The sequence below is a fragment of the Butyricimonas sp. DFI.6.44 genome, assembly GCF_022132345.1.
GTDB classification, from domain to species: domain Bacteria; phylum Bacteroidota; class Bacteroidia; order Bacteroidales; family Marinifilaceae; genus Butyricimonas; species Butyricimonas muris.
Genome location: NZ_JAKNJD010000016.1, coordinates 98,733 through 113,006 on the forward strand (window position 1 = coordinate 98,733; position 14,274 = coordinate 113,006).

General features: G+C 43.0%; 9 protein-coding genes. All 9 read right to left on the reverse strand.

Annotation, left to right across the window (positions count from 1 at the left end; genetic code table 11):
- Window positions 1–8: 8 nt before the first annotated feature.
- Window positions 9–998 (reverse strand): TlpA family protein disulfide reductase, encoded by a 990-nt coding sequence (locus L0M98_RS19785; protein ID WP_227217351.1) that lies wholly within the window; start codon window positions 996–998, stop codon window positions 9–11.
- A 6-nt stretch (window positions 999–1,004) separates the two neighbouring features.
- Entirely contained in the window at window positions 1,005–2,093 is a 1,089-nt protein-coding gene (locus L0M98_RS19790; protein WP_227217350.1) for a TlpA disulfide reductase family protein, read from the reverse strand.
- The gene (locus L0M98_RS19795) at window positions 2,090–3,049 is read right to left on the reverse strand and encodes a hypothetical protein (RefSeq protein ID WP_227217349.1); all 960 of its coding nucleotides are present in this window, start codon (window positions 3,047–3,049) and stop codon (window positions 2,090–2,092) included. The genes L0M98_RS19790 and L0M98_RS19795 overlap by 4 nt, the downstream gene beginning before the upstream one ends.
- Window positions 3,050–3,064: 15 nt before the next feature.
- Window positions 3,065–4,681 carry a RagB/SusD family nutrient uptake outer membrane protein gene (locus L0M98_RS19800; RefSeq protein ID WP_227217348.1) on the reverse strand — a complete coding sequence of 539 codons (1,617 nt, stop codon included), beginning with the start codon at window positions 4,679–4,681 and terminating at the stop codon, window positions 3,065–3,067.
- A 9-nt stretch (window positions 4,682–4,690) separates the two neighbouring features.
- Window positions 4,691–8,368, reverse strand: a complete 3,678-nt coding sequence (locus tag L0M98_RS19805) for a SusC/RagA family TonB-linked outer membrane protein (RefSeq protein WP_227217347.1) — start codon at window positions 8,366–8,368, stop codon at window positions 4,691–4,693.
- Between the two features lie 146 nt (window positions 8,369–8,514).
- Window positions 8,515–9,672, reverse strand: coding sequence for a FecR family protein (locus tag L0M98_RS19810; protein ID WP_227217346.1), 1,158 nt, complete (start codon window positions 9,670–9,672; stop codon window positions 8,515–8,517).
- Between the two features lie 230 nt (window positions 9,673–9,902).
- Window positions 9,903–11,021, reverse strand: a complete 1,119-nt coding sequence (locus tag L0M98_RS19815) for a Fic family protein (RefSeq protein WP_227217417.1) — start codon at window positions 11,019–11,021, stop codon at window positions 9,903–9,905.
- Between the two features lie 217 nt (window positions 11,022–11,238).
- Window positions 11,239–12,693, reverse strand: a complete 1,455-nt coding sequence (locus L0M98_RS19820; RefSeq protein WP_227217345.1) for a S8 family peptidase — start codon at window positions 12,691–12,693, stop codon at window positions 11,239–11,241.
- A 32-nt stretch (window positions 12,694–12,725) separates the two neighbouring features.
- Entirely contained in the window at window positions 12,726–14,168 is a 1,443-nt protein-coding gene (locus tag L0M98_RS19825; protein ID WP_227217344.1) for a S8 family serine peptidase, read from the reverse strand.
- Window positions 14,169–14,274 lie beyond the last annotated feature (106 nt).

A 14,274-nucleotide genomic window follows, 5' to 3' on the forward strand; every position in this document is an offset into this window, starting at 1 on the left:
TTTCTATTTTACTTCAACATATCGAGCAGATTCACTGGAGCCTTATCTCCAAATTGATAAGAAAACTCAGGCATCCCGGGAGCTATATACCAGGCATCTCTCAAAGAACCATCCTTGTTGACAAACACGTAACGAGGCAACCGGGATATACGATAATCCCGCACGAAAGAGCACCTTTCCACGTCACAGAAAAGGAAGTCTACTTTACCCGCCTTATCACCCACCTGTTTTCTCCACGCCTCCCGTGCATCCGCTTTCCCCAAACAAACACAGAGATACACGAACCGATCTGTATTATTATATTCATCGGGTAAATCCACGAATCGACTTATTGCCTCGTTCTCATCCATTTCTGCCGAAAAGACTCCAATAAATACATGTTTACCCTTGAAACCAGAGAGTTTCACGCTCTCCCCCTTTCGGTTTTCCAACTCGAATTCTGGAGCAACAGCCCCCGCCTGAAGCGGACGGTATTGCTTCACCAACGCTTCCACCTCTTTCACGGTTTCCGGAGTCTTGGAACACCAGCGCACATTCTCGCAAACCTCAGCCAATTCCTTCCCGTATCCCCTTTGCTCGAATGCACTCCTCACGTAAGGTAGCACGTAAGCATTACGCACTTTCTCGCTTTTCACGTTAAACAACACATATGAATACTTGCTCACGTTCATTCGCACCACATCATACACCTTGAAATAATCCTCAATCAACTCCACCATCATCTCTTGAGGCAACAACTCCATATCCGGGCAATCCAAATCAAATCCCGGGTACAAACGCTCCAACACCCCCTGCAAACTATCCCGTTTCGCGTTTCTCTCTTTTTCCATTAAATGACCGACATTCGCGAAAACCGCCTTTATCTCTCTAATCCGCACGCTCCGGGCAGAATCTTTGGGAAGAGCATCCAGTAACTGCCCCTCTTCTTGAGCGAAAAGGGCGAGTGGCATCAACCAACAAGAAACCAATAATATACAACCAATAAAATATACTCTCATCTCGTACTATTCTTGTAACAACTCCATGATTTTCTTTTTCAAATGCCCCCTTCTCAAATTACGGGCAACAATACGACCGTCTTTTACCAAAACAATGTAAGGTATACTATTAAATTTTAACTGCCCACAAATACCCGCATCACTCTTAAAGCCGTATTTATTCCGCACGCTTTTCCAAGGAATCTGTTCCTCCGCGTTCCCTTTTTTCCAAGCCGCCACCTTATCATCCATGGAAATACTAATCATATTCACACCGAGTTTATGTACCTCCGGGTACATCTCTTTCAAGTAAACCATTTCCTGACGACAAGGTCCGCACCAAGATGCCCAAAAATCGAGCACCCATATCCCCGGGAAATGCTCTATCACCTCTGCCTTTCCCTCTTCCGTTTCCACCTCGATCGGGGGAACTTCACGTCCCAAGGCTGAAGCTGCAAACACTTGAGTTTCTGCATACAATCGTTTCCCCAACGTAGACTGTTGCATTTTTGGCGAGAGCAACGCGTACATTTCCATTCCTCGCTCGTAATCCCTATCCAGCATTTCCAACGCCTGATACACCGAGAATACACCATCGGGATACGCCTGTATAAAATCACGAACAACACCGTATTTCAATTTTTCCAGACCAAAATACTCGAATGTCTTTTTATCCAAATCAGCTTTATTTTCCGGGTGTTTCCGCGCCTCCCAATACTCCCGTCCGATTCGCTCCTGTAACGGTTTATATTTCTCCTCCATCCATTTCCCGAACAACTGTTCCATCTCCATCACCTTCCCCTCTGTCAACTCTACCCTACCACTCATAATATCAAGAGCGACCTTCGTCCTCCCCTCTTCCAAGAGTAAAGGATATTCCAAGTGATTTATTTTCAATATATACTCTCCCGGTTCCGGCAAATTTCCTTTCAACGAGATTTTACCTCTATCTATCTCGGAAGAAAAAAGAATATTCCGAGCGGAATCGGCACTCACAAGAAGTGCCGTTCCGTATTTACACCCTTCAACCTCGCCCGTCAACTCCATCCGGCAAGTACCCGGTGTGGTACATCCCGCCCAAAATATAAGCCCAAAGATTATTCCCAACCTCATCATTCGTTCGACCGTTTTCCAAGTGTTTCCTGCAATTCCGCTACAATTGATTTCATCAATTTGTATTTCTCGATACACAGTTTAAACTCACCATTCTTCTCTTCAAACGCCGCATCATCTCCCAGCAACACTTCTTTCACGTAATCGGCAATATCCTGAATTATCGTAGGACAATTATATGCTGTTAGTTTACCGGTCTTCTTATCTACTGTAAATGTCTTTCCTTTATCATACGACAAAAAACCGAATTTACGACAATCCTCATCCCAATCCGTATTTTTATCCGTTTTTTTCATAGGCACTCCATACAACGATTTATCCATAACCTTATTTACTTTCCCCACGGAAAAAGAACAAAAAACGGTCAGTTTATCGGATCCCATCCTATTCATATAAGCCGCGTACTCTTCCGCCAATATAGCTGCGCTCAAGCTCTTTTCATCTATTTCTGTCTTCTTCTCATACAAAGCGATACAAGTTGTTCTTCTTGCTTTAAATACGTCCTTCAAATAAAGTGTATTTTTATTAGCATTATTGCTATTTATTAAAGAATCAACCAACAAAAAACTACAAGGAGAAGCTCCATTCAGCAATTCCGGTATCACTTCATCACGTAAAAATTCCATCCCTTTCTTTATCTTATCCCGATCCGTAAGTAACGGGTACAAGTATGCATAGTGAGTGGTCACATCATAATTAACCCCCAAAACCTCGTAGCGATACATCGGTTCTCCTGCCGCATTCATCCCACGCTGAACTTTGGCTATTGTATCGTTATAAAAAATAGTAACACCCGTTTCCTTGTAAATCTCATAAGCCAAATGCCCCAATTCGTCATCCGAATCTTCCAAGGCGAACCAATTTGTTTCTCCCGTGGGAGATAAATTTTTATCATCATCATCATTGCATGCCACAAAACACAATGCAACACCTAATAATAAATAATGTAATATCTTCATAACCTAATATTAATTCTATTTTACCGCTTTTCTTTCTTCACGTTCTTCATTGAGTTCCAATCGACTATTCAAACGATGTTCTTCGGCCGGAATAGGAAACACCCAAGCCGGATCTTCTCCATAGGGAGCTAAAACATAAGTCTCCTCTCCCGCTGAAATTCCTAACTCCGCCTTTCCTCCCCAAAGCCAAATATGAGTTATTTCCTTCTTTTGCGGATACTTGCTATTCACGGCATATCGACGTAAATCCAACCACCGGAATCCTTCAAAATTAAATTCCAACCTACGCTCCGCACGAATAGCCGTCATCAAATTCTCCCCATGCAGCGCAACAGCTTCCGGTTCCGCTATTCTATACCGACGTAATTCCTGCCACAATTGGTTAGCCTCCTCCTCACGTCCCACGGCTGCCAACGCCTCCGCTTTATTCAGATAAACTTCTGCCAAACGTAATGTAAAAACATCGGATACCCCACCATCATCCCATTTCTTTAACTTGGCTGGTAACAAATATTGCATTGTTACAGGCAACATACTACTCCAATCAGTAAGTTCTACATAAGCCATCCCCACCTTATAACGAAAATCATTATCCTGTGACTGGTCCGGCACTAAACGATTGTCATTAAAAGCATCTTTCAAATCATCGGAAATACCATAAAATGGATTCAACAGCTGCAGGCCGCCACCTTCCCAAGTGATTTCCGCTCCTCTTATGGAACCTGACCCCAAAAAATACCGTAACCGATAACCTCCTTGAGAAAATATTACTTCCGGCGAATGACTCGTTATCAGACTTTGTGAAGCACTCTCGATTAAAGTATAATCATCCAACCGATAAACATTATTTTGCAATAACGTATCACACTCATTAATCACTCCCTCGTAATTCTCCATGTGCAAATAAACTCGGCTTAAAAACAAGCGGGCAGCCTCCATTGAGGCACGATAAACAGACTTTCTCCCGTATCCAGAAAGCAATTGAACGGCATCTTTCAAATCGGCAACAATCTGCCCATACACCTCGGCCACGCTAGCCCTGGAAAATCCGCCCTCTTCCTCATAATCCTCCACATAGGGAGTCAACTTTAAAGGCACTCCCGGGTCTTTATCTGCTGTTTTCACGTCATAAGCCTTCGAATAGATATTGACCAACCACCAGTAATACGTGGCACGCAAAAACATAGCCTCTCCTTTAATTCGATTATAATCAGGCTCATTCTTGAACTCTTTCGCCTCATACAGCATAACATTCAACGCATTGATATACTGATACAATTCACTCCATGCCTTATTCTCCGTGGAACCACGGTCATCATCTGTTAAACCACCTTTCCAAGGCTCTCTTTGCCAACCATAAATTGCAGAACATGACTGATTATCGCCATTCCCCAGCATTCCCGCACTACAATATTGCAGATCATCATCCAAAAGGTGCATCCAAGCAGGTACCGAACCATTCCAATTGCTGCACTCATCAAAAGATGCTATCGCATACCCTTCTCCAATCAACAACTGGTCCAAATCATTGATCGAATTCACATAGGTCAAATTTTGTGCATCCTCCTCCAAAAAATCACTACAAGACCATCCGAATGCCAGAAATACAATTAAATATAAAATCTTCTTCATAATCATCAACTAAAATGAAACATTCAAATTAAACGAGAACGTCGGACGCAATGACATATTCAACTCAGGAGCACTTCCCGACTGAGTGGCAGGATCCTGTCCTTTCAGCTTCTTATCACAAATCATAAACAGATTCGTACAAGCAAAACCGATATAAGCCGATTTTATAAAGAATTTCCGACAAAAACCATCCGTAAACTGGTAACGCAAAGAAAGCGATTGCATCTTCAAGAAATTGCCACTTGCAACCCGAATATTCGAATTGTCATACATTTGCCAGATATTATCGGCAAACTTGTAATCATTATTATCACACCAAGGCTCGAACAACGATCTAGTAAATTGAAGCCCTGATAATACCCCGGGAATATTCGTGTATCTCTCGTCACCGGGCTGACGCCAACGATTTGCGAATTCTTTGCGTACATTCTCGGTTGGAATTGGGGCAATCGACCCATTTATTTTATTCACATTAGGATACATTTGCAACAAGCGAACTTTCGATCCCAAGCTATACGCCAAGTTAAATGATAACGTGACTCCTTTATAAGAAAAAGTATTACTGATTCCACCTTGAATTGTCGGCACGCGAGTTCCTGAATGTTCCATTACTTCCATAAACACGTCTTCCCGTTCCATATCGCGATATTTTTCTCTCAAGTCCACCGCATTCTTTTTCGTTTCCTCGTTAATATCAAACAAGGGCAGACCATTAGCATCCACGTAACAACCTCTTTCTGTTTCTCCATTCACCATCGAACCGGTATTATAGAACATCGGTCGACCATCCCGTTCACTCAAACCGGCAAAACGGTAAGAATAAAACGTATTCACCGGACGCCCCACGACAAGCACGCTTCCTTTCAAATATTTATCGTAAGTCGGCGTATCCTGTAAAGAATTGTCTTTCACTTTCTTTTTGTTAAGCAATTGATTCAATACCGAGCCGAGCTGAGGATCAATCGACCAATGAAATCCTCGAACATTTCCGGTTGAACGGAAATCAAGCGGCACAATTTTCAAGGAAATTTCCGTACCCTTGTTCTCCACGGTTCCTTTGTTCATCGTGTATGACGACCGTCCGTTCACAGTTGAAATAGTCTTCGTCAAGAAGGCATCTCTGGTCTTTTTGTAGAAATAAGACACCGTACCGTTCAATTTCCTTTTAAAGAGCGAAAATGTCAATGACACGTTGGTGGAAGAAGTTTTTTCCCATTTCAAATCGGGATTCGGATAGGTCATAATTTTGGCATAAAGTTCACCCCCGGCATTGGTAGACCCCTCTTTCGAAACGACCAGCCTTGAACTCTCAGAAGCTAACATATTCCCTTGATAACCATAAGAAGCCAAGAGAGAAAGTTCATTGATCCAATCCGCCCCTTCCAAAATATTTTCCTTAACATTCCATCGACCGGAGAACGACCAGATCGGGGCAAGCTTTTCGTTAGCCCTGCTACCGAATTGATTGGATTGGTCGAAACGAATATTGGCATTCAACACGTACCACATTTTATACGCGTAAGACACGCTCCCGTACCCGGACAACAAATTCGATTTCAACGACCTGCGAGTGGAAGGATTATTATTCATCCATCTTACAAAGTTGGTATATTTTCCTATATCATCAAGTTTAGCAACAACCCCTCCCCGATCACGCATATACCCTCTCTGGATATGCTTGAATTGATCCGATTCTGACGAAGATACTTCAAAACCCGCCATAGCACTTAAATTGTGGCTCTCTTGAAAAGTTTGAGCGTAACTCAACTGCAAACGCAACATATAGTTATGTTTCTGATCGCTTTGTTTCTCTATTTCACCACCCATTGGGCAATAATTAGTCGCACTACCATCTGCGGTAGCCCCCTCTATTTCCTGACGCAAATTCCCTATATAATAAGATTTTTCACCATACCAAGTTTCTTGATTGGAATTCGAAAAACCATAAGCCAGCGTCGCGCTCAACTTCAAGGGATCAATAATCTGGTAACCCACTGTCGTGTTAAAATTGAACGAATATTGATTGATATCGTACGAGCTATTCTCCACCTCGTTCAAGATATTAAAATAAGAACCGGCATAGTCACCTCTTTTATAAAACCAATAAGAACCATCCGGGTTCGTGGCAGGTACGGCACGGCTAGTATGATAAGCATAATTCATCACGTTCACCTTTTGAGGCGTGTATTCCCTTTCCTGCGCGTTAGCGTCCATGCCCGCCTGAACCGAGAATCGATTAAAATGAGCCGACATACTCATGTTTGCCGTATAGCTTTTATTCGCCTCCCGTTTCGTGGTCCCTTTGGCATCATTGTAACCGATAGAAGCATAATAGGTCACGTTTTCACCACCACCGGATACACCGATCGTGTGCTTGTGAGAGAAAGAATTCTGCCCCAATAAACCGAACCAATCCGTGTTCAATTGTTCCAAATAACCAATCTGTCGGTTCATTTCATTGAAATCGATACGATTCTGGTAATAATCCCGCATAACACCTTCATACCCTACCCAACTCTTGAAAGAAGGGAACTCCAACAAAGCCGCGTCCATCTCCCGGCTATAAGCGATTCGCTCCTTGGAATTCATCATATACACGTTACGGTCGCCATAATGCGGACGTCTTGTAAAAGTTCCCGACAAAGCATAAGATACCGACGGGGCACCTTTCCGACCTTTTTTCGTCGTGATCACAATAACTCCATTCGCGGCACGAGCCCCGTAAATAGCGGTAGCCGAAGCATCCTTCAACACGTCAATCTGTTCGATACTCTCCGGGTCCAACCCTGAAATCGCGTTACCTAACAAGTTCACGAAGTCCAAATCGTTCAACTGTGTCGGGTCCACGTCCACCGGATCGGTTCGGACTATACCGTCAACCACCCACAACGGTTCCTGGTTTCCCAACAGCGTGGAAGTTCCCCGGATTCTCAACCGCGGTGCGGCTCCCAACTGTCCGGAATTCTGCAGGAACATCATACCCGGCACGTGTCCTTCCAACATCATATCAATCGTGTTCAACCCGGGAACCCGAATATCATCTGCTTTAATAGAGGTAATAGCACTCGTCAATTTACGCTTGTCCACCTGCTCGTACCCCGTGTTCACCACGACAACTTCATCCAATTGATTCAATGACTCTTTCAATACCACATTAATCGTATCCTTCCCGGTGTACGCCACGGTCTGCGTTTCCATTCCTAAAAAAGAGAATATCACCTCGATAACATCCGCTTTCGGCACAGGCAGAGTATATCTTCCCTCCATGTCCGTTGCGGTTCCCCGGCTCGTTCCCTTCAACACTACCGTCACCCCGGGAAGCGGAGCTTTTTTCTCGTCCGTGACCTTTCCCCTGATGATGAGCATCTTCTTCTCGTCCTTGGGCTCCTCTTTAACCTTAATAACAACAATATTGTTGTCATAAGAATACATCAGACCGTAACGAGGTAACAGATCGTTCAGAAAAACCAAAAACTCCTTGTCCTTCACGTCCAAATTCTTCACGACTTTCCCTTCCATTAAATTCAAATCATAAAGAAAATCGCAAGCAACTTGTTTACCCACTTCTTGTAACACATCGTTCAAAGAGGCTTCTTCCACATGTAAAGAAACCTTTGCCTCCTGTGACAAGGTTGTTGCATGAACCGTCATACAAAAACCTAACATCAACACACTCAACAATTTCATGTTAATTAACATTTTTCGATACAAAATCAATCGCCTAAGATTGACACACATTCGTTTTTTCTCCATATTTTTGCTTGTTAGTAAATAAAAATATACTTTTTAACCGTTTCAAAATCAAGAAGTATATGGTTATCAGGTTGGGAGCCTTATTTCCAACCTGTTTTTCTTTTTACCGTGATTACTTTATCTTTTATTATAAATTCAACATTTCCGGTTTCTTCAAACTTATCCAATAAATAAAGAAAATCATCATACCGCTTCAATCGTCCCGAAAACTTATTGTTCTTCAATGCTTCATCCAAATAAAACACCTCCAAACCATACCACTTCGCCAGCACGTCCATGATATTTTCCAAAACCTCCCCGTTAAAGCAATAGAATCCATCTTTCCACGAGGTATAATACATCGTCGTCACACTCTTTTTCTCCGCATTCCCCGTCACCCTGCTAAACACCACCTGATGCCCCGCCTGCAACTCAAAACGTTGATCATGGTCACAATCCACTTGCAACCGTCCTTCTTCCAACGTAGCGATAATATCATCCTGCTCCGGGTAAGCCTTAATATTAAAAGAAGTCCCCAACACCGTCGCATCCATGTTCAACGCGTGCACGATAAACCGCTTTGCCGAATCTTTAGCCACCTCGAAATAACCTTCCCCCTTCAAATACACTTCCCGATTTTCCCCAGAAAACACCTCCGGGAAACGAAATTCCGAATCCGCATTCAAATGAACTTTTGTTCCGTCCGCCAAAAGCACCCGGTACTCCGCTCCCACGGGAACCGTGATCGTGTGATACGCCACCTCCTCATTCTTCTCCTTGACTCCATCATTCGTGTAGATCAACGTACTATTATCATTTTCTATACGCTTGAAACTATCCTCCACGATCACCTCATTTGTTCGGTCCGCACGCAACGGAAGAACCTTCCCGTTATCCAGCTTCAACGTCACCAAAGTACATTCATCGGCAAAGGTATTCGCCCTCTCCTCCACCACGAGACTTTTAAACAAGAACATCAAACCGAGCAGGAGCAACGCCACGACAGCCACAGCCCCACCATACCACAAATTACGCCGCCGATTTCTCCTTCTCCACCTACGTCGGATAGCCTCCATTCCCGCCTCGGCATCCCGCTCCAACTCTTCCTGCAACGTTTTTCCCACCCGCATTCCGTCCAATACTTGAACAATCCTTGCACCATCCCCTTGCTGAAGCCACTTCTCAAGCTTCGCCGAATCACTCGCGGACAATTCCTCACCCCCGAAATAATCAACCAATATATCTTCAATTTCTCTCATTCACGTTCGCTTTTTATATATAATCTACAAAAAAAGACAAAAGGGTGACAGCAGAGCAAATATTTTTTTATAAAAAAACAGGAATCAAGTTATATCATCGAAAAAATGTATCTTTGCTGGAAGAATAACACTATTACTAACACAAGGGAATAGAAATGGAACGAAAAATCATAGCCAAACTCAAAGCATGAAACTCAATCCAAAATCGTAAATCATAAATCTAAAATCTATCAAGAATCACTTGGCAAAGAATTATAAACCGCCAATCCTTTTACCGTTAACAGATATCTTTGCCTTGGATGTTTAGGATTATTAGGGTAGAGCATCACAACAAAACCCTCTTTCATGGCAGGATTCAAATAATTTGCTATAAAGTTCTCCCGGTCTTTCAAATTCATGGCCGCAAGCATTTCCTTAATTGATAGTTGCCGCTCAGCCAATACACGAATCAGGGTTTGTATTGTAGCAGAACTTGTCGGGTACTTGTCGGGTACTTGTCGGGTGCTTGTCGGGTGTTGTTCCTCAATCCATTCTGATGGAGGATTCACAACCATATACCGATTCTTCAATTCATTATGTTCGCCCATCATCAAATTCCTAAAGAACCGTGTTAAGAAACCCATATCAGGCTCAATGCCTTTACGCACATTACGATAATTGGCACGAACCAATGCATTGCGGAAATACCAAGAGTGTTCAGCAAACAAATCATTATCCACATCGAAACCAATGCTTCTCAGATACTTTATCGTGAATACAGCCGTTGTTCGGGTATTCCCTTCACCAAATGGATGTATCTGCCAAAGATTTGAAACAAATTTGGCTATATGTGCCACCACCTCATCCAAAGACAATCCTTTATAAGAAAAGTTCTTTTCCTGTTCCAAATCATACTCTATAGCTCTATGCAAATCTTCTGCATTAACGTACAGCACCGTATCGCCACGAAGCACCCATTCCTTCTTTGTAATATCATAGTCACGAATTTTACCCGCAAATTTGAACACGCCTTCAAATAGTCGCCGATGAATAGAAGTAAAACCTGCTACAGAATAAGCAAATGACTTCTCATTCAAGATTCGGGCTATATTGGCTGAAACCTTGTCCGCTTCTTCTGTATCTTCATCATTCGGAGTACGAACAGTCTTAGATTGGTAATATCCATAGATAAGTGCTTTCACTTCATCAATGCTAATATCACCCTCAATATGTTTAACCGCTGTATCCTTCAAGTAGTCGGAGGTCTGTAAACCATCTACAGCCTGAAGCCCAATAGCGGTTTTCCAAGCTGAAGCCTTTTCTTTCTTGTCAGGCTCTCCATTGCGGATATATTCGTCAAAATTAATCATCATACACTTATTCAAACCTTAGATTTATTCCCCGATTTGTATGACAAATATAGTACTTTTGTTTTGTATAATCAAATAACTATCAGCAGTACGCCAAAGGTCTTCTAGCTGATATTCAACAAAAAAGTCTTATTATTTTGTATATAAACAAGAAAGAAAAAACGAGATCCATTTTATTGAATCTCGTTTTTGTATCTAAAATTGTTCCATGAAAAAATTATTTCTCGGCCATACGTTCGGCAATCTTCACGGCCTGCAACGCATTCAAAATTCCTCCCGTGGTACACAAATCCCCAAAATCCACCACTTCTTGGGCTTTTTCTTGTGGCAATTCAATTCCTCGTGAAAGCATACTCATCATGTACTCTTCCGCTTGCGGCAGATAAACATAACGCCCTTTCCATGAAGTCACGCCCTCCAATATAGCCTGTTTAACCTGCTCCATCGTCAATTCCGGGAAATAATTCCATATCAAAGCAACAACTCCAGTAACCACGGGGGCAGCCATACTCGTCCCGGAGAGTTTCTTGTATTTATTATCAAGCACAGTTGAAAAAATTAAATCCCCGGGAGCAAAAAGATCTACTTCCTTTTTTCCATAATTACTAAAAGTGGAAACCAAACCAAAAGCATCGATCGACCCCACGCAAATAAAATTCTTCAACAACTTGTTCCGGCTTAAAAATTGATTCGGATAACAAATGTATTTATCCATCGGACAACCATCATTACCCGCAGCCTTCACGAGCAACACTCCTTTACTCTCGGCATAACGCATAGCCTTATCCACCAATTTTTTATTCGGAGAAAAATATTTTGAAAGACTCATGTTTATCACCCGCGCACCGTGGTCCACAGCGTAATAAATGGCAGCCGCCACATCCTTGTCCTCTTCATCTCCCCCATCAAGCACCTTAAGGATCATGAGTTCCACGTCCGCTATCCCGTCTATTCCGACACCATCCCCACGGGTAGCCCCGACAATTCCGGCAACATGCGTACCATGATCAGAATCTTTTCCCAACAAATTATTATTCCCGTAATGACGTATTTTTAAACTATTCACTCCATCCCCCACAGACAAACGTTCTTCGCGCATCTTACTTATCCTATCCATGTATTTTTTTACAAACTCCTTACCTGACGCGAATATCGGGGCTATCGTAGAAAATCGGCAGACGATATCCGTGAAATAACGATATTCTTCCTTCTCTTTTCTCGAAAGTTTCATCGTGTCCACATCCGTGTATTTTTCTTGTAAACGCCAAAACTCCCAATTGGCTATTTGAGTCCCTCTTATGGGGCGGCCATCCGCATGTCCCAAGAAGTTCCAACCGTGTACATCATCCACGTAACCGTTATTATCGTCATCAATACCATTCCCCGGAATTTCACCCCGGTTGACCCAAAGACTATTCTTGAGATCTTGATGCGTTACTTCCACCCCACCATCTATAATAGCCACTATCGTCTTCGCTTTCAGCTGCCTTCCCTTCAAATAATCGTAAGCCCGGTAGATATCAGCCCCGCAAATACTGTCTTTTTCCACGCACCTGAAATGCCAATCGCAAGGACGTTTCTTCCTTTTCAATACTTCCACCTTACGCTCTTGCGCCACATTCATCAATGGCAAAAACCATATCAATAATACAAAAATAATTCCTGTTTTCATCCTTTTACCTGTTCTATATTTCCATACATGGATTATTCTTTAGACATTCGCTCAGCAACTTTCACGGCCTGTAAAGCATTTAAAACTCCCCCCGTAACACACAACTCCTCGAAATTCACCATCTTTACCTCTTTTTCGCCCCTCATCCTCCCCAAGGCTCGGGGTAACTCGAAACGACGCCCTTTCCACGACTCCACACCCTCCAATATCGCCTGTTTAACTTGTTCTGCCGTCAATTCCGGGAAATAATTCCATATTAAAGCTGCTACACCCGTAACAACGGGAGCTGCCATACTAGTTCCCGACATTCTTCTATGTTTACCATTCAACACGGTAGAATAGATATGCTCACCGGGAGCGAAAAGATCTACACTGATTTTCCCGTAATTACTGAAACGGGAAATCTTCCCGTAAGGCCCTATCGAACCGACACAAATAAAATTTCGTAACGATTTCTTTCGACTTAAGAATTTATTCGGGTAAGCAGGATACTTATCTAACGGGATACTTTCGTTTCCGGCAGCTTTCACGATCAACACCCCTTTACTCTCGGCATAACGCATCGCTTTATACACCAACTTCTTGTTCGGGGAAAAGAACTTGTTAATACTCATATTAATCACTCGAGCCCCATTGTCCACCGCGTAATAAATAGCCGATGCCACATCCTTGTCCTGCTCATCACCATTCCCGAGCATTCGCACGAACATCAGTTCTACATCCGCTATCCCGTTCGCACCCGATTCATCGGTCGGTTTCGCTCCCACGATTCCACCTACATGCGTCCCGTGCACCGCGTTTGCCCCAAGCAAATTATTATTCCCGTAACAACGTATCTTCAAACTATTCAAATCATCACCCACGGATTCGCGCATTTTCTGCCTCTCGTGCATAACCTCAACCTTCTTTCGATAAATTTTCGATGAATCCGGATACAAACGCAAAGTAGAAAAAGGCATAACCAACTCGACAAAATAACGATACTCCGCCTTTTCCTTCCTCGAAAGCTTCATTGTATCAACATTCGCGAACTTATCGCATAAACGCAAAAATTCCCAATCCGCCGCCACGGTTCCGGGGATATCACTTCCATCGGGTAAACCCAAAAAATTCCAACCATGAACGTCATCCACGAACCCGTTATTATCATCATCAATACCGTTCCCGGGTATTTCTTTCCGATTCACCCAAAGCCGATCTTTCAAATCCCGGTGCGTCACATCTCCCCCGGCATCAATAATGGCCACAACAGTTTTCGCCTTGGGTTCCCGTCCTTTCAAGTAATCGTAAGCCCTATATATATCTGCCCCGGAAACCGTATCTACCTCCATGCATCCCCAATGCCAATCGCGGGGTAACTCCCGAGGCCTTAATATCGCAACTTCACGAGATTGCCCTTTCTTCATCTCCTCTTGTGCAACAAGCCCTAAAGGCAATAAAAATATCAATAACTCCAAAAAAACTATTGCTTTCATTTCTCTCATTTTACTATTATACACTTACATACGTGGAAATGCCATCACGCATTCCCTATCCATATTAAAATCTATAAAAAGTACCTAAAGGGTGACAAGCAACAAA